This window comes from Streptomyces sp. NPDC052225, from assembly GCF_040679615.1.
In the GTDB taxonomy this organism is placed as follows: domain Bacteria; phylum Actinomycetota; class Actinomycetes; order Streptomycetales; family Streptomycetaceae; genus Streptomyces.
On the sequence record NZ_JBFAVD010000002.1, the window covers coordinates 150,544 to 167,122 of the forward strand.

Below are 16,579 nucleotides of genomic sequence, written 5' to 3' on the forward strand. Positions count from 1 at the left end.
CCGGAAACCGGAAACCGGAAACCGGAAACCGGAAACCGGAAACCGGAAACCGGAAACCGGAAACCGGAAACCGGAAACCGGAAACCGGAAACCGGAAACCGGCTTTCGGGCTGAGTGGGGAATGGCTGGTACATGACGGGAAGGTGATTCCTTCCGTCATCGCCCTGTCCCATGACGAACAGCTGGCACGGCTGCGCGAGGACTGCCCCGAGGCCCTTCCCGCCGCGATCGTGGTCGGCGACCCGGTCGCCGACCAGCTTGTCGCCGCCGCCCCGTTCCGGGAGACGTACCGGACGGCGCTCGGACTCCTGCCCGGCCAGCGGCTGCTCGTCGTCTCCTCCACCTGGGGGACGGAATCGACCCTCGGCGCCCCGGATTCCGGCCTTCTGCGCCGAATATTCTCCGAGCTCCCGGCCGACGAATGGAAAGTACTCGTCGCCCTGCACCCGAATGCCTGGTTCGGGCACAGCCCCTGGCAGTGGGAGAACTGGCTCGGCCCCTATCTCGACAGCGGACTCATTCTGCCCGCGCCGGAAACCGAGGTCTGGAAAGCCGCTCTGTGCGCCGCCGATGCCGTGATCGGCGACCACGGCTCCCTCACCATGTATGCCGTCCATCTCGGAATACCTACCCTCCTCGGCGCATTCGCCGACGCCAAAGTCGCGGCGCCCTCGCCGATGGAGCGACTGGGAGAGGCACTCCCCCGCGTCTCCGCCTCGCGCCCGCTCCGTGCGCAACTGGAGACGGTCGCCGCCGAGCAGCCCGGCGACGCGGACATCGCGGCGTTGGGCCGGACCGTGACCTCGCGCCCCGGAGAGGCGGCCGCGTTGCTGCGCCGCCTGTTCTACGCCCGCATGGAGCTGCCCGAACCGGCCTGCCCTGCAACCACCCGGGCCGTGCCCGTGCCGTCCGGTGTCCGCGCCGACCGTCAACTGCCCTACGTTCTCCCGGCGTTCGTGACGGTCGAGACGGTGACTCCCGGCCGGGACGCGTCGCCGTCACAGCCCGAGGTCCTCCTGCGCCGCTACCCCGCCGCGCTCCAGCACGGCACCCCGCACCATCTCGCCGGGGCCCACCTCTGCGCCGATCCCGACATGCCCGACGTCCGCTGGCCGCGCGCCGCCGACGTCCTCCTCGTCCCGCTGGGGCGGTTCCCCTCCCCTGGCGCGGGGGACCCGGCCCCCCTCGCGTACGCCGACCTCGCCGGCCGCTTCCCGGGCTGCCTGATGGTGGCGGTCGAGGAACCCGGTCACGGCTGTCTGCTCCTGCTCCCGGACGGCCGACGCCTGCGGGCCCGCTGGCGCGACCGGCCTCAGTGGGCCGACTTCGCGGCGGCCGCGTCCGCCGTCCACGGATGCGCGGCCGAGGGCTCCGCGGCCATGCCCGCACCGGCGATCCGGGTACGAGCGGGCGGCAGCCTCCCCGGCGGTCTACTCGACATCGCCGTCGTCTGAAGCGCCGCCCGGTCCGTCGCTCGATCCGTGCGAGGAGCCGGTGCCGTCCGCGGAGCCGGTGCCGTCCGCGGAGCCGGTGCCGTCCGCGGAGTCGGAACCGTCCGCGGAGTCCGTACCGTCCGACGGCAGCAGTCCGTCAAGGCGCTCCTGCACCTCGGCCGCGCGGACACTGCGCTCCGCCTCGAACAGTCGCAACGCCTCCAGCCACGCGTCGACGGCCGGCCCGTGGTGTCCTGCCTCGTGGTGCAGATCGCCGAGAAGCAGGTGCGCCTCGGCCTCCAGGTAGCGCAGATCCCGCAGCCGCTCCGGATCGGGCCCCGGGGACGGCGCGGCGTCCGGCCCCCTCAGCGCGGTCAGTGCCTGCGTCAACTCCTCGATTGCCGCACCGAGTTGACCGCAGGCCCGGCGGTCCTCCGCGTACCGCAGTCGGCACTTGGTCTCGTTGAAGAGGTCACCGCCGTCCAGCGCGGCGAACCGGGCGCGCGCGTCCCGCAGTGCGCGGGCTGCGTCGTTGTGCTGTTCGAGGGCGGTGAGGGTGACCCCCGCATGCAGGGCGAGGAGCGCCAGGCCGCGCGGGTGGTCGATGCCGTCGAGGGCGGCCCCGGCCTGGGCGAAGAGGCCGAGCGCCTCCTGCGCGCGGCCCTGCTTCCGTGCCAGGATCCCCAGACCTTCGAGCACGCTCGACTCGGTACGCCGCTCCCCCTCCCCGCGTTGCCGAGGGTCCTGGCCCTCGGGTCGTACGAGGTGCAGCGCCTCCCCGAAGTGTTCCGTGGCCCGTACGTCGTCGTGGTCGGCCGCGCTCCACCGGTCCAGGTGGGCCATCCCCAGCTCGAAGTGCATCCGGGCCACCGCCATCAGGTCGCCGTCGGCCAGAGCCGCCTCCAGGGCGATCCGATGCGAGTCGATCCAGTCGCTGTGCCGTCGGGTGCGCAGGTGGAAGCTGTGCTGCGCCTGTCCGAGCCGCCACGCGCACGCGTGCCTGCCGTTCGCGGACGCCAGCCGCTGGGCGGCGAGGAGGGCGGGCCCGCGACGCTCGAACTCCCTTACCGCCTCGGCCACTTGCTCGCGCGTCGGCACCGGACGGTTCGCGTACACGCGCATCGGGTCGTGGCGGTGGCGCGGCGACAGGACGCACTCGGCGCGCTCGGCGAGCGCGGTCAGGAACGCGACGTACCGGTCCTCGAACCCCGCGCGCTGCTCCGCCTCGGCGTCGCGCTCCGCGCAGTGCACCGCATGGTCGTGGACGAGCGGCTGCATCCGATAGCCGTCGGCGTCGCCCCCGGTGCCTCCCGATGAGTCGAGGAGCGAGGCGGACACCAGGGAGCGCAGTGCGCGCAGCGTGGTGCCCGCGTCCCACTGCGGGAACAGCGCGTACACCTCGTCCAGGCGCACGTCCCGTACGGGAAGGACTCCCAGCGCCCGGTAGAGCGCGGCCGAATCGGCGGGCAAGGTGCGGTACTTGGCGTCGAGCGCCAGGTGCAGCGGATCTTCTCCGTCCACGAGGAGCAGGCCCTGCCGGGTGTCGCGTCGCGCGAGCCGCGCCGTGACGTCCCGCAGGACCGCGGCGTCCGCCGCTCTCAGTTCGTCGGCGATGATCCGCAGGGCGAGGGGCAGGCCGCCGAGCGCCTCGGCGACGGGGCGCAACTGATCCGGTGACGCGGCGCTGCGGCTGACGGCGGCGAGCAGGTCCACCGCGTGGCCGGGCGCGAGCGGCGCGACCGCCACCTCCTCGAAGTCGGTCACGGACGCCAGTCGTGGCGGCACTTCGAGACAGGTGACGAGGGTGACGCTGTCGGCGGCACGCGGCAGCAGCTGGGTGATCTGGGACAGGGTCACCGCGTCGCGCAGCACGACGAGGACCGGCCGCTCGGCAGCCGCCCGCCGGAAGACGTGCCCGAGCCCGGCGAGGTCGCGCGGTCGTTCCTGTTTCGGTACGCCGAGTTCGCCCAGCCACCGTTCCAGGACCGCCGCCGGGTCGGCGGGACGGCCCGGGCCTTCGGGGCTCAAGTCGGCCTCCAGGACCGTTCCGTCCGCACCGCCCGCGCCGGGCAGTCCGTCCGCGCGGGACGCCACCCACTGCTGGAGCAGCGCCTTCTTGCCGACCCCTGGCATGCCGCGCAGCACCGTCACGGTCGCGGCCCCCGCCTTGGCGCACCTGACCAGGTGGGCGTCCATCCGCTCCAGGAGGGGCTTGTTGTTGACGTAGTGGAGCACCGCGGCGAACACCGGCCGCGCCGGCCGCCTGACGAGGTCGGCCCGGATCAACTCCCGCACGGCGTCAGCGAGTTCCGGGCGCACGTTCAATGCCTCCTGAAGCACCTGCGCCAGATCCGCCGTCAGATGTGCGACCGTCTCCGCGTCGCCGGCGGCATCGGCGTCCAACAGCCGCCGCCGCAACCGGTCGACGTCGTCCACGGCCGGGTCCTCGTCCCCGCCCTGCCCCTGTCCCCCGGCGCCGCGCAGCAGTTCCGCCCCCTGCCCCTTGGCCCACCGCCACAGATCAGAGGCGAGCAGAGCGACGAAACTGCTCGCTCCCGTGCCCGCGAGACTTGCGAACTCCATCCGCGCAACGCTCCCCGTCGTCGGTGATCCGTGCGCGCCATCGTAGGGATCACCGGCCCGCCCCGCAGGGGTTCACCGGCTCTTCGGCCGGATATGACACGGCAGTTGACCTGCTTACGGGCCAGCGGGCACACCGGCGGGGCCGGCTTCCGGGGGCGCCGTCAGCGCTCGAAGACCGCCCGGCCGTCCAGCCAGGCGGAGCGCGGCGCGAGGTCCTCGATCCTGCCGGACACCTCGGCGGGGATGCCGTGGAGGTTCTCGTCCAAGGCGACGAGGTCGGCGAGCCTGCCGGCGGTGCCGCGCACTTCATATCCGTTACGTGGCTTTATGCCGTTAATGTCACTTCTATCGCTGTCCGCTCCGCGCGCCCCACCGCGCCACATCGAAGGGGACCCTCCTCATGACCGCCGCCAGCTCCGCCGCCGACCGCGTCCTCGCCCCGCTGGACTCCATCCGGTCCGCCCTGGCGGACTGCTACCGCGACCTGCACGAGCACCCCGAAGTCGGCTACCAGGAGACCCGCACCGCGGGCATCGTCGCCGACCGGCTGCGGGTGCTGGGCTACGAGGTCACCACCGGTGTCGGCACCACCGGCGTCACCGGTGTGCTGCGCAACGGCGACGGGCCCGTCGTGCTGTGCCGCGCCGACATGGACGCGCTGCCCGTCACCGAGGAGACCGGACTTCCGTACGCCTCGAAGACGGCCGGCGTGATGCACGCCTGCGGCCACGACACCCACGTGGCCTCGCTGCTGACCGTCGCCGACCTGTTCGCGCGCGCCGAGGCGAAGGCAGCCTGGAAGGGCACCCTGGTCCTGGTCTTCCAGCCGTCGGAGGAGGACGGATCGGGGGCCCGCGCGATGCTCGCCGATGGGCTCGCCGACAAGATTCCGCACCCGGACGTGTGCCTCGCCCAGCACGTGGCCCCCGCCCCGGCCGGCCACATCGTGTACGCCTGCCCGACCGCGATGTCCGCCGCCGACAGTCTCCGCATCACCTTGTACGGCCAGGGCGCGCACGGCTCACGGCCCGAGGCGGCGATCGACCCGGTGGTGATGGCCGCGGCGACCGTGATGCGGTACCAGACGATCGTGGCGCGCGAGCTGCCTCCGTCCGCGACCGCGGTCGTCACGGTCGGCGCGCTCAACGCCGGAACCGGGCCCAACATCATCCCGGACACGGCCGAACTCCAGCTGAACATCCGCACGTTCGACCCCGCTGTCCGCACCCAGGTCCTCGACGCCGTACACCGCATCGCCGACGACGAGGCCCACGCCTCGCGCGCCCCGAAGGCCCCCGAGTACGAGACGCTCGCGGCCTTCCCGATGCTGGTGAACGACGCGGCGACGGCGGCGACGGTCACCGCCGCGCTGGCCGACCGGCTCGGCGCCGACAAGGTCCACACCATGGAACCGGCCACCGCCAGCGAGGACTTCGGCGAGTTCGGCACCGCCTTCAAGTGCCCCCACTTCTACTGGAACTTCGGCGGCATCGACCCCGCCGCCTTCAAGAAGGCCGTCGACGCCGGCACCGTCAACCAGGACATCCCCGCCAACCACTCCCCGCTCTTCGCCCCGGTCGTCGAGCCGAGCCTGACCACCGCCGTGCAGGCGATGGTGACGGCGGCGATGTGTTACCTGGAGCCGGTGGCCGCCGGCTGAGACTCCCGACCGTCGATGACGCGGCCCCGACCCTTCAGGCGCTGCCCCCAGGCCCGGTAGGACGCTGTCCCGGCCCACCGACACAACCCCCGGCGGCGGGGCTCAGCACGGGGGCAGCCACAGCGGCGTGCGCGAAGGAGCCGCGCCCCGTGAACGTCATGCGGCGCCCCGACTTTTCTCGCTGTCAGGGCAGTACGGGAGGAGGATGGAAGGACGGAGCGAGAGAAGGAGGTGTGACGTCATGTCGAAGTTCATGGACGTCCACCGCGGAATGAAGGGCCTCACGGCCGACGATCTGATGAAGGCGCACCAGGCGGATCTGGCGATCGAGAAGGAAGAAGGCGTGCACTTCGAGCAGGCGTGGGCGGATCCGCAGTCGGGCACGGTGTACTGCTTGTCCGACGCCCCCTCGGCGGAAGCGGTCCAGCGCATCCACGAGCGGGCCGGGCACAAGGCCGACGAGATCCACCCGGTTCCCCTGACGGCATAGAGTCCGCCGGCGATCCCCCTTCACGCGTGGTCCGCGCGGCGTCACCGACTCGCGTGGACCTCGTCCGCGCGATGCGCCTCGTCCCGGACGAGCATCGCGAGCAGCGACGCCACCGTGAGGCCCGCCTCGGCCTCGGCCGGGTGCCGCAGGACCTTGCTCGGCTCGATGCTGTACGTGTTCCCGCGCCCTTCCCGCGTGTGCGACAGGAAACCGCTCCGCTCCAGATCGGAGATGATCTTCTGCACCGCGCGCTCCGTGAGCCGGCAGTGCGCGGCGATGTCCCGGATCCGCGCGTTCTGGTCCTCGGCGATCGCAGCGAGCACGCGCGCGTGATTCGTGATGAACGTCCACCCTGTGTGTGATTCCGGCGCTCCACCCATGCCCGAATCGTAGGCCCTGTCATTCACGTCAGGAAATACCTGAACTTGACTTCCTGTATCTCTTGACGTGTATTAAGTCCGAGCGCGACCCTTGAGGCAAGGAGACGGGTCCGCCAGAGCACCAGGGGAGACGGCGATGCCAGAGTCCGCATGGTCCGCTGAGGGGGCCGTGTCCGCCACCGGCGTCGCACCGTCGGCGAACGGCGCACGGCGGCTGTCCGGGCTGACACTCTTTCTCAGGCCCGACGGCGAGCGGACGCTCGTCAGCGTGCGCGGGGACCTGGATCTCGAGAGCGAGGTCGACGAGCGCGTACGGGACACCTTGCGTGCCGCCGTCATGAGCGCGGAGAGCGGGGTCGAGCTGGCCCTCGACGACATCCGGTCGAACGGGCACGCGTCGGTCGACATCCTGCTGAGCGTCGCCCCGTCCTCTCTGGCGCCCCCGACCGACGGTGACCTGCTCCCGGGGGACGAGGACAGCGAGGACGTGGACGCGCTGCGCCTGGAGGTCGCGCAGCTGCGTCAGGCGATGCGCAGTCGCGGGATGATCGATCTGGCGCGCGGCATCCTCGTCGCCGCCTTGGGACTCGACCCCGAGGACGCCTGGGAGACCCTGGTCACGATCTCCCAGCACACCAACATCAAGCTGCACACGGTGGCCCGCGCCCTCATGGACTCGACCGTGGGCGGTCAACCGCTGCCCGACGACATCAAGAATGAACTGGCCGCCGCCGTGGCCCGCTGCGCCGCCCGCGACGGAGGCTCCTCCGGCACGGTCGGAGCCCCCTCGGCCGGCGAGACCCTGGACGTCGCCGCCTCGGGTCTGCGCACGGAGTGATCAGGCCGGTGGCGCCGGCGAGAGCGCGTCAGACCTTGACGCGGTGCAGGGTGATCTCCCGGTTGACGAAGAGGTGCACGAAGCCGCAGCGCCAGCAGATCAGGCCCGTCGCGGTCTCGTCCGCCCACGCCAGGTTGAACAGCTCGCCGCCGGTGCTGTTGAGCTTGACGCCCCGCTCGCGGAACAGGTCCGACTGACAGACCTGGCAGCTGATCCACATCTCCCCCAGCGAGGCCTTTACCGCCTTGGCCATGGTCACCCCTCTCTCGTCGCACCCACCGGGTGGCAGGGCCGGCGTCCGCCGCCCTGCCACGTGTGATCGTCCGGTGGTGCCCTGACCATGCCCCGGTCGTGGCCCGAAACGAACAGAGTTGAGCAAGAACTGAGCAACCCATCCTGCTGCGTCAGCTACTTCAGCTTCGGCTCGATCCTGAACAGCTCACCGCCGGTCTGGCCGACGAGTCCGTGGTCGTGGACCATCAGCTCGGGCGCGACGCCCCCGTTCGCCGGGCCCTTCGCCACCGGGGCCCGTCCGCGCCAGCGCACCGCGCCGTTGTCGAGGTCGACGCCGACGAGATTCCCGGAGGGGTCCATGAAGTACGCCACCCGCGTGCCGAGATCGACGGCGGCGGCCGAGGGCAGTTCCCGATCGTCGAACCGATGGTCCTCGCGCAGTTTCAGGCCGAGGTCGCGTGCCCACAGCCGGGTGCCGTCGGCGGCGGAGTAGGCGACAGCACGTCCCTTGCCGTCGGCCCCGACGATGACGCCGTCCGCGACAGTGCCCCATGGCAGGCGATCGGCGCGATGCTGCGTGACCTTCCCCGAGCCGGTGTCGACCCGCGTCAGGATGACGGGTCCCGGCCGGCTGAACGTCTTCCGGCCTCCTGCCGGGCCGGCCAGGAGCACGGTGTCCCCGTCGGTGCCCAGCAGGGCGGTCGCGCCCTTGACGGTCGCGACGGTCCGCGCCTCGCCGGTCGCCGGGTCGAGGCGGACGACGCTGCTCTGCTGCGGCGCCTTCGCGCTGTCCGGCGAGCACGTCAGATACGGAACTCCGCGGATCACCGCCCGGTCGCAGTCGGCCTGCTTCCACGCATGGGTCCACAGCGTGCGGCCGGTCTTGTCGTCGAGCGCGGCGACCTTCTTGAAGGTGGGCGTGTTGGCGAGGACCCCGCCGTCGAACATGATCGCGGAGATCGGCCCGCGGCTGTCGTCGGCCAGTTCGTGGCGCCACAGGACACGCCGGCTGTCCATGTCGAGGGCGACCAGGTCGGTCCCCGCCCGCGGCGTGTTCGGGGCGTGATCGGCAAAGGTGTAGAGCACGCCGTCACGGGCTCCCGGCACCGAACCCGACGGGGTGGAACCGTCGTTGGGGTGCGCGGCCTTCCGCTGCCACGCGACCTTTCCCGTACGGACGTCCAGGCTGACGGCGTCGTACGCGGTTCCCCTGCAGTACACGGCGCCGGGGCCGAGCGTGCACGCGTCCAAGGACGATGTGGGCAGCTTCGTGTGCCACCAGAGCTTGCTCTCCTTGCTCACCTGTCCGGCCGGACGGGGCTGACCGCTGTGGTCTCCCCCGCCCGTCACCAGGACCGCGCCGACGGTGATCCCGGCGAGCGCGAGAGCCGCACCGCTCACCCGGGCGCGGTTGCGGCGCCGACGGCGGCGCACGATGCGGTCGGCGAGGCCGGCCGGGGCCGCGGGGTTGTCCGGCGTCCAGTGGGTGAGGACGTCTCTGATCGTGCTGTCCAGCTGGTCGGCGTTCACGTGTGGGCTCCCTTCGGAGCAGATCCGGTGACGGTGGTGGTGGTCATCTCCGCGGGGCCGCCCAACTCCGGGGCGAGCGTGCGCAGTCGGGCCAGGGACCGGTGCGTGGTGCTGCGTACGGTGCCCACCGAGCAGCCCAGGACTCCGGCCACCTCCGTCTCGGACAGGTCCTCGAAGTAGCGCAGCACGAGCATCGTCCGCTGGCGCGAGGTCAGCCGGGCGAGCGCCTGGCCCACGGCGATCCTGAGGTCGGCGGTGGCCGTTCCGTCGGGCACGCCGAGGTGCGGCGGCGGTGCGGCGAACGTCGCCTCGCGGTGCGGCCGGCGCAGCCGCCAGCGGCTGATCTGGTGCCGGTACATCACCTTGCGTACGTAGCCTTCCGGGTCCTCGACATGACGCCAGCGGCCCAGCGCCTTCATCAGCGCCGTCTGCACCAGGTCCTCTGCCTCGTGCCGGTCACCCCCGGTGAGCAGGTTGGCCAGCCGTAGCAAGGCCCCCCACCGGGCGTCGACGAACTCCCGGAATCTCTCCTGGTCCTGCGGGTCCATACGTCCTCCCGTTTCCTGACGCCCACCAGGACGCGCGGACCCCCGGCAATCTATGCCTGCCGTTCCGGCTTTTCGTCACGGGTTCCCGGGGCGCGGCCCAGGCTGTCCACGGCCTTGCGCACCCGCGCCTGCCGGGTGCGGGGCGTGCGTGCCTGGAGGAGGGGCAGGATCACCTGGTAGCGCCGGGACCGGTCGAGTGCCGCGAACGCCCGCGCCGCGTCGGGGTTCTCGGCGAGCGCCGCCGCCAGGTCGTCGGGTGTCTCGGCCGTCCGCTGGGACGCGTAGGCCGCTTCCCAGCGCCCGTCGGCCTGCGCCCGGCGCACCTCGGCGAGGCCGGGTTCGCGCATCCGGCCCGCCGCGGTGAGCCGGGCGACCTTGTCGACGTTCACCCGCGACCACACGCTGCGCGGCCTGCGCGGCAGGTACTTCTGGAGGTAGTGCGTGTCGTCGAGCGAGCGGCGCTGCCCGGAGATCCAGCCGAAGCACAGGCCGATGTCGACCATCTCGTCGTCGGTGACCGAGGGGATGCCGGAGCGCTTCTTGGCCACCCGGATCCACACCCCCTCGGTGCGCGTGTGGTGTTCGGTCAGCCACTCCTCGAACGCCGTCGCGTCGGGGAACGCGACGATCTGCACCCCGTCGATCTCGTCCATGGGCGCACCGTACGACAGGTCAGTCGAGGTAGTCCTCCTGCCGGCGCATCAGGTAACTCACCTTGATCCGCAGCGCGTTGAGGTCGACGGGTTTGGTGATCACGTCGGCGACCCCGATCTCCAGGGCTTCGACGGCGAGTTCGTCGTCCAGGGGCATGCCGGTGATCAGAAGGATCGGAATCTCGAAGGTCTGGTCGAGGCGACGCAGGTAGCGGGCGACCTCCAGGCCGCTGAGGGCGGGCATGCGCACGTCCATCACGACGAGGCCGACGCCGCCTCGCAGCGCGGACTTGAGGGCGTGCGCGCCTCCGGTGGCGCGTTCCACCGGGTGCCCCAGCGGGGCCAGGGCCCCTTCGAGGGCGAGCAGCGTGGCCTCGTGGTCGTCGACCAACAAGATGCGCGGCACATCCGCCATGACCGGGTCCTCCCCCTCGCGCACACCGCGCGCCCGACCTGTCCGAACCGGGCAGCCAGGAACCCGCCGTTCACTGAGGTCACATCGTGCGGAATCAAGCTTCGCCCGGCTTGAGCGCACAGTAAGGGGCCGATCGGTGCAATCCAAGCGGACAAGCGTCCCGATCTCGTGGGGCCCGACCCGTCAGTGCCCGATCGGTCGGTGCCGGACCGGTCAATGCCCGACCGGTCAATGCCGGACCGGTCAATGCCGGACCGGTCAATGCCGGACCGGTCAATGCCCGACCGGTCAATGCCCGACCGGTCAGTCGTCGGGGACCAGGAAGTCGCACCAGATCGCTTTGCCCTCGCCGCGCGGTTCGACGCCCCAGCGCGTCGCGGTCGCTTCGACGAGGAGCATCCCGCGGCCCGAGGTCGCGGTCTCGCCCGGGGTGCGGCGGCGGGGCGGGGTGCTGGAGCGGTCCTTGACCCAGAGGCGGACCCGGCGCGGCGAACCGGTGAGGACCTCGAGGGTGAGGACGGCGCCGCCGTCGGTGTGCACGAGGGCGTTGACGAGGAGTTCCCCGGCGGCGACCTCGACGTCGTCGGCCACCGCGGCCATGCCCCACGCCTCAAGGTGTTCGCGCAGGGCTCGGCGGGCATCGGCGAGGCCTTCCGGGTCCGCCTGATGGACGTACCGGTGGATGCGTGGCGCCTGCGGGGTGCCCGGATCGGGGACCCGGCGCAGCACCAGCAGGGCCACGTCGTCGCCGCTGTCCCACTTCTCCCACAGGGAGCGGGAGAGGTGGTCGGCGACGTCGTCCGCGCGTTCGGGCGCCGCGCCGAGTGCGCAGGCGAGGGCGTCGAGTCCGGCGTCCAGGTCGAGTCCGGGTTCCTCGACGAGCCCGTCGGTGCACAGCACCAGCGTCTCGCCCGGTACGAGGTCGATGCGGACCTCGGGGAAGTCCTCGAGGCCGAACTCGGTGGCGATCCCCAGGGGCAGCCCGCCGGGCAGGCGGGGGATGCCGACGCGGCCGTCGACGTGGCGTACGAGGGGCGGCAGGTGTCCGGCGCGGACGGCGCGGACGATGCCCGTGGTGGGGTCGAACTGGGCGTACGTACAGGTCGCGAACCGTTCCGTGTCCAGCTCGGCGAGGAACCGTGAGGCACGGGCGAGCACGGTCGCGGGCGGGTGCCCCTCCCCCGCGAACGCCCGCAGGGCGATGCGCAGTTGGCCCATGATCGCGGCGGCGTGGGTGTCGTGGCCCTCGACGTCTCCCACGACGATGCCGAAGCGGCCGCGCGGCAGCTGGATGACGTCGTAGAAGTCGCCGCCCACTTCGCGCCCGCCCCAGGCCGCGTGGTAGCGCACGGCGACCTCGGTGTCGGGCACGGCGGGGATGTCGCGGGGCAGCATCGTGGCCTGGAGGTTGGTGGCCAGGTCGCGTTCCTCGTCGAAGAGGATGGCGCGCTGGAGTGACTGGGCGACGATGCCGGACAGGCCGATGCAGAGGTTGCGGTCGGCCTCGGTGAACTCGCGGCGGCCCCGGTAGAACAGGGCGAGGCCACCGATGGCGCGGTCCTGGGCGACGAGCGGCAGGAACGCGGCGGCGTCGAGATTGAGCTGGTCGATGTAGCGGCCGAGGCGGCTCGGGCGGGGGGCGAGCTCGGCGAGGGAGCCCACGAAGCGGGGTCTGCGGTGCCTGACGACTTCGGCGAGCGGCAGGGAGTCGTCGCTCTGGTGGAGCTTGAGTTCCGTGAGAGCTTCCATGGACTGTCCCACCAAGGCGATCAGCTTCAGGGACTCCCCCTCGACGAGCCCGAGGACGAGTCCGTCGGCGGCGAACCGGTCGAGGCCGCCGGCTCCGGAGAGGACGGCCACGACGTCGTCGACGGTGACCGCCCGTGACAGGGCCTCGGTGGTGCCCTGGACCATGAGGGCGACCCGGCGCCGCTTGGCGTCCACCGCGTCGAGGGCGGCCGGCTCGGCGGTCTCGTCCGGAGCCGTTCGCAGGACGCCGACGACGCGCACGGCCCGGCCGTCGCCGTCGCGCAGGACGCGGCCACGGACGTGGCGGAGCCGGGTGGTGCCGTCGGGCAGGCGCAGCTGGAAGTGGACGTCGTACGTGTCGGCCCGGGAGGAGACGGCGCCGTGCACGGCGCCCGTGATGCGGGCGGCCTCCTCGGACGGGATGCGCGCACGCAGCGACGCGACCGTGCCGTCGAACTCCTGCACGGACAGCTCCAGGACGGCGAGGCAGTTCGCGTCGAGGTCGAGCGTCCCGTCCTCGAGGTCCCAGTCGAAGCTGCCCACGCCGTTGAGGCGCAGCCGCTCTTCCAGACCGATGTCAGGCTTGTCCTTAGGCGCCATATGACTCTCCGATGTACCGCTCGCCACGCTAACCGCCGCAGGTCGGCGACGCTCGGCGACGGCGTCCCCGTGGATGCGGAAAAATCTCCCGAGGAAAAGTTCGGCGATGATGTCGAGAACCCGTATCCGGCTCCGTCCCAGGGATGAACGCGGCCACGAAGGCCGCGCCGGCACCTAGGAGAACCGTCATGGCGAAGTACCTGCTTCTGAAGCACTACCGAGGCGCTCCGGCCGCGGTCAACTGCACCCCCATGGATCAGTGGACGCCCGAGGAGATCTCGGCGCATCTGCAGTACATGAACGACTTCGCGGCCCGCCTGGAGAAGTCCGGTGAGTTCGTCGACAGCCAGGCGCTGGCCCCCGAGGGAACGTGGGTCCAGTACGGCGGCGAGGGGCGTACGCCGGTCACCGACGGGCCGTTCGCCGAGACGAAGGACCTCATCGCCGGCTGGATGGTGATCGACGTCGACAGCTACGAGCGGGCCGTCGAGCTCGCCGGGGAGCTGTCGGCGGCCCCCGGCGCGGGCGGCAAGCCGATCCACGAGTGGCTGGAGCTGCGCCCGTTCTACGGCGTACGGCCCACGATCACGGAGTGACCCCTGCCATGGACGAGGCCCTGGTGCGGAGCCTCACGCCGGACGTGCTCGGCATTCTCGTCCGCCGCGGAGCCGATTTCGCGGCGGCCGAGGACGCCGTGCAGGACGCGCTGGTGGAGGCGGTGCGCGTGTGGCCGTCCGATCCCCCGCGCGACGCGAAGGGGTGGCTGGTCACCGTGGCCTGGCGGCGGTTCCTCGACACGGCGCGCGCGGACGCCTCCCGGCGGCGGCGCGAGGACCGCGTCGACGAGGAGCCGCCGCCCGGGCCCGTGTCGTCGGCCGACGACACGCTCGGGCTGTACTTCCTGTGCGCCCACTCGTCGCTGACGCCGTCGTCGGCGGTCGCGCTGACCCTGCGCGCCGTCGGCGGGCTCACCACCCGGCAGATCGCCGAGGCCTACCTGGTGCCCGAGGCGACGATGGCGCAGCGCATCAGCCGGGCCAAACGCACGGTGTCCGGTGTCCGCTTCGACCGTCCGGGCGACGTCGCCACGGTGCTGCGCGTCCTCTACCTGGTCTTCAACGAGGGCTACTCCGGCGATGTGGACCTGGCCGCCGAGGCGATCCGGCTGACCCGGCAGCTCGCCGCCGTCGTCGACCACCCCGAGGTGAGCGGGCTGCTCGCCCTCATGCTGCTGCACCACGCCCGCAGGGCAGGGCGGACGGCGCCCGACGGCTCTCTCGTGCCGCTCGCGGAGCAGGACCGCGGCCGGTGGGACACGGCGGCGATCGCCGAGGGGGTGGAGATCCTTCAGGCGGCGCTCGCCCGTGACCGCCTGGGCCCTTTCCAGGCGCAGGCCGCCATCGCGGCACTGCACGCCGACGCGCCCACCGCCGAGGAGACGGACTGGGTGCAGATCGTCGAGTGGTACGACGAGCTGCTCCGGCTCGCCGACAGCCCGGTCGTCCGGCTCAACCGGGCGGTCGCCGTCGGCGAGGCGGACGGTCCGCGCGCCGGCCTCGCGGCGCTCGCGGACCTCGACGCGTCCCTGCCCCGCCGGGCCGCGGTGGCCGCCCATCTCCATGAGCGCGACGGAGACGTGGAGACGGCCGCGCGGCTGTACGCGGAAGCGGCCCGCGCGGCGTCCAACCTCGCCGAGCGCGACCATCTGACGCGGCAGGCCGCCCGGCTCAACTCCCGCCTGCGCGGCTGACGTTCGGCCGGGGGCCGTCCGTGCACCGGCCAGGACCTCATCGGCGTACGGGCAGAGGCTCCTGCCTCGACACCTCGACTTACTCGTGAGTAAGATCGCGCGGCACCCATCCTCGTCCCCCGGGAGGACCTTGTGTCCCGCGTCCGTTCCGCGCACCTTCTCGCCGGTCTCCTGGCCGGGGCGGGGGCCGCGCACTTCCTGATGCCGAAGCCGTTCGACGCGATCGTGCCGCGCGCGCTGCCCGGTTCGCCGCGTACGTGGACGCAGGCCAGCGGTGTCGTGGAGCTGGCGCTCGCCGCGGGGGTCGCCCTGCCGTACACGCGGGCCCGCGCGGCCTCGGCCGCCGCCGCGTTCTTCGTCGCCGTCGCGCCCGCGAACGTGAAGATGGCGGTGGACTGGCGCGACCGTCCGGCCCCGCTGCGGCGTGCGGCACAGGCGCGGGTTCCGCTCCAGGTGCCGCTGGTGCTGTGGGCGCGGCAGGTGGCGCGCGACGCGGGGCGCTGAGCCGGATCAGGCGCCGGCGCGGGTCACGATCTCGGAGAGGGCCGCGCCGAGGGGCCGTTCGACGCGCTGGGCGGCCCAGCGGTCTCCGCGGGTCGGACCCTGGTTGATGATCAGGACCTGGGCTCCGTCCTGTGCCGCCTGGCGTACGAAGCGCAGCCCGGACATGACCGTGAGGGACGAGCCGAGGACGAGGAGGGTGGCGGCGCCTGCCACCAGGCGGCGGCAGCGCTCCACCCGCTGGGGCGGCACGTTCTCGCCGAAGAAGACGACGTCGGGCTTGAGCACACCGGTGCCGCAGACCGTGCACGCGACGGTGCGGAACTCCCGTACGGCTTCGGCGGGCAGTTCCACGTCTCCGTCCGGATTGACGCGGGCGGCGCGGTGGCGGGCGGCGGTGGCCTCGAACTCCGGGTTCGCCTCGCGAAGGCGCCGGTCGAGGTCCGCGCGGTCGCTGAGGTCGCCGCAGGCGAGGCAGATCACGCGGCCGAGGCTGCCGTGGAGTTCGATCACGTCGCGCGAGCCGGCGGCCTGGTGCAGCCCGTCGACGTTCTGGGTGATGACGCCGGTGACGCGGCCGGCCTCGGCGAGGGCGGCGACGGCGCGGTGTCCGGCGTTCGGACCGGCCTGGGTCATGGCGCGCCAGCCGAGCTGGCTGCGGGCCCAGTAGCGCTGCCGGGCCTGCGGATCGCCGGTGAACTCCTGGAACGTCATGGGTGTGTGCCGGCGGCGCAGGGAGCCGTGCTCGCCGCGGTAGTCGGGGATCCCCGACTCGGTGGACAGGCCCGCGCCGCTCAGCACGGCGACGCCGCCCGCGCGCACGGCCTCGACGACGGCTGTCACGTCGGTCGAGGCCGGCAGCGGGTCGCCGGTCGGTTCCCAGGTCAGCGTGGGTCGCGTACGCATGCCTGCCAGCTTACGTAGCTCGCGACCGCGGTGGGTGGCGGTCAGGCGAGCGAGCAGGCGCGGGAGTGGTCCCAGTACGCGCGCACCTGCCGGCTCTCCTCGTCGTCGCCGGCGGGCGCTCCGCAGGTGCAGCGGCCGGCCCAGGGGTCGATGAGGTCGGCCGCCGCGCGGTGCCCGGCCTCGCGCAGCTGCATGGCGAGCTGGTGCGTGTAGTTCTCGACGAGCTGAGCGGCGTCGGCGCTGCTGTGGCCCGACTCGCCGCGGCGCAGCTCCTGGATGAGTTTGGAGCGGGCCATCATGGGCGCGCTG

General features: G+C 72.4%; 18 protein-coding genes. 7 read left to right on the forward strand and 11 right to left on the reverse strand.

What is annotated here, in order from left to right; genetic code table 11:
- Window positions 1-1,454, forward strand: a 1,454-nt coding sequence (locus tag AB0L37_RS03845) for a hypothetical protein (protein ID WP_365499605.1), incomplete at its 5' end; no start/stop codon positions are given.
- Here the strand turns inward: AB0L37_RS03845 and AB0L37_RS03850 are convergent.
- Together AB0L37_RS03850 and AB0L37_RS03855 are read right to left on the reverse strand one after the other, a co-directional pair.
- On the reverse strand, window positions 1,431-4,016 hold the full coding sequence (locus AB0L37_RS03850) for a hypothetical protein (protein ID WP_365499608.1): 2,586 nt from the start codon (window positions 4,014-4,016) through the stop codon (window positions 1,431-1,433). The two genes, AB0L37_RS03845 and AB0L37_RS03850, sit on opposite strands and share 24 nt — an antisense overlap.
- 161 nt (window positions 4,017-4,177) lie before the next feature.
- Window positions 4,178-4,321: a hypothetical protein gene (locus tag AB0L37_RS03855; RefSeq protein WP_365499611.1), complete on the reverse strand. Its 144-nt coding sequence runs from the start codon at window positions 4,319-4,321 to the stop codon at window positions 4,178-4,180.
- A gap of 95 nt (window positions 4,322-4,416) precedes the next feature.
- Between AB0L37_RS03855 and AB0L37_RS03860 the strand changes: the two genes are divergently transcribed.
- Together AB0L37_RS03860 and AB0L37_RS03865 are read left to right on the forward strand one after the other, a co-directional pair.
- Complete coding sequence (locus tag AB0L37_RS03860) at window positions 4,417-5,676, forward strand: amidohydrolase (RefSeq protein ID WP_365499614.1); 1,260 nt, start codon at window positions 4,417-4,419, stop codon at window positions 5,674-5,676.
- Between the two features lie 241 nt (window positions 5,677-5,917).
- Complete coding sequence (locus AB0L37_RS03865; RefSeq protein ID WP_365499617.1) at window positions 5,918-6,166, forward strand: SCO4226 family nickel-binding protein; 249 nt, start codon at window positions 5,918-5,920, stop codon at window positions 6,164-6,166.
- 41 nt (window positions 6,167-6,207) lie between these two features.
- Here the strand turns inward: AB0L37_RS03865 and AB0L37_RS03870 are convergent, their stop codons facing one another.
- Window positions 6,208-6,546 carry a helix-turn-helix domain-containing protein gene (locus tag AB0L37_RS03870; RefSeq protein ID WP_365499620.1) on the reverse strand — a complete coding sequence of 113 codons (339 nt, stop codon included), beginning with the start codon at window positions 6,544-6,546 and terminating at the stop codon, window positions 6,208-6,210.
- A gap of 136 nt (window positions 6,547-6,682) precedes the next feature.
- On the opposite strand from AB0L37_RS03870, the gene AB0L37_RS03875 reads away from it, so the two are divergent.
- Window positions 6,683-7,384 (forward strand): ANTAR domain-containing protein, encoded by a 702-nt coding sequence (locus AB0L37_RS03875; protein ID WP_365499623.1) that lies wholly within the window; start codon window positions 6,683-6,685, stop codon window positions 7,382-7,384.
- A 28-nt stretch (window positions 7,385-7,412) separates the two neighbouring features.
- Here the strand turns inward: AB0L37_RS03875 and AB0L37_RS03880 are convergent, their stop codons facing one another.
- The 6 genes from AB0L37_RS03880 to AB0L37_RS03905 all read right to left on the reverse strand — a co-directional run bounded on the left by AB0L37_RS03880 (window position 7,413) and on the right by AB0L37_RS03905 (window position 13,113).
- Window positions 7,413-7,637, reverse strand: coding sequence for a hypothetical protein (locus tag AB0L37_RS03880; RefSeq protein WP_365499626.1), 225 nt, complete (start codon window positions 7,635-7,637; stop codon window positions 7,413-7,415).
- Window positions 7,638-7,792: 155 nt separating this feature from the next.
- Window positions 7,793-9,148, reverse strand: a complete 1,356-nt coding sequence (locus tag AB0L37_RS03885; RefSeq protein WP_365499629.1) for a PQQ-binding-like beta-propeller repeat protein — start codon at window positions 9,146-9,148, stop codon at window positions 7,793-7,795.
- Window positions 9,145-9,696: a SigE family RNA polymerase sigma factor gene (locus AB0L37_RS03890; RefSeq protein ID WP_365499632.1), complete on the reverse strand. Its 552-nt coding sequence runs from the start codon at window positions 9,694-9,696 to the stop codon at window positions 9,145-9,147. The genes AB0L37_RS03885 and AB0L37_RS03890 overlap by 4 nt, the downstream gene beginning before the upstream one ends.
- A 50-nt stretch (window positions 9,697-9,746) precedes the next feature.
- On the reverse strand, window positions 9,747-10,349 hold the full coding sequence (locus AB0L37_RS03895) for a YdeI/OmpD-associated family protein (protein WP_365499635.1): 603 nt from the start codon (window positions 10,347-10,349) through the stop codon (window positions 9,747-9,749).
- Between the two features lie 19 nt (window positions 10,350-10,368).
- A complete protein-coding gene (locus AB0L37_RS03900) occupies window positions 10,369-10,764 on the reverse strand; it encodes a response regulator (RefSeq protein WP_365499638.1) in 396 nt (131 codons plus the stop codon).
- A gap of 303 nt (window positions 10,765-11,067) precedes the next feature.
- Complete coding sequence (locus AB0L37_RS03905) at window positions 11,068-13,113, reverse strand: SpoIIE family protein phosphatase (protein ID WP_365499641.1); 2,046 nt, start codon at window positions 13,111-13,113, stop codon at window positions 11,068-11,070.
- Between the two features lie 188 nt (window positions 13,114-13,301).
- Between AB0L37_RS03905 and AB0L37_RS03910 the strand changes: the two genes are divergently transcribed.
- The 3 genes from AB0L37_RS03910 (at window position 13,302) to AB0L37_RS03920 (ending at window position 15,367) form a co-directional block, all read left to right on the forward strand.
- Complete coding sequence (locus AB0L37_RS03910; protein ID WP_365499644.1) at window positions 13,302-13,709, forward strand: YciI family protein; 408 nt, start codon at window positions 13,302-13,304, stop codon at window positions 13,707-13,709.
- A gap of 8 nt (window positions 13,710-13,717) precedes the next feature.
- Complete coding sequence (locus AB0L37_RS03915; RefSeq protein ID WP_365500545.1) at window positions 13,718-14,863, forward strand: DUF6596 domain-containing protein; 1,146 nt, start codon at window positions 13,718-13,720, stop codon at window positions 14,861-14,863.
- A 132-nt stretch (window positions 14,864-14,995) separates the two neighbouring features.
- Window positions 14,996-15,367, forward strand: a complete 372-nt coding sequence (locus AB0L37_RS03920; protein WP_365499647.1) for a hypothetical protein — start codon at window positions 14,996-14,998, stop codon at window positions 15,365-15,367.
- A gap of 6 nt (window positions 15,368-15,373) precedes the next feature.
- On the opposite strand, the gene AB0L37_RS03925 is transcribed toward AB0L37_RS03920, so the two are convergent.
- Both AB0L37_RS03925 and AB0L37_RS03930 read right to left on the reverse strand, forming a co-directional pair.
- Complete coding sequence (locus tag AB0L37_RS03925; RefSeq protein ID WP_365499650.1) at window positions 15,374-16,270, reverse strand: NAD-dependent protein deacetylase; 897 nt, start codon at window positions 16,268-16,270, stop codon at window positions 15,374-15,376.
- Window positions 16,271-16,311: 41 nt separating this feature from the next.
- The gene (locus AB0L37_RS03930) at window positions 16,312-16,569 is read right to left on the reverse strand and encodes a hypothetical protein (protein ID WP_365499653.1); all 258 of its coding nucleotides are present in this window, start codon (window positions 16,567-16,569) and stop codon (window positions 16,312-16,314) included.
- Window positions 16,570-16,579: the final 10 nt, after the last annotated feature.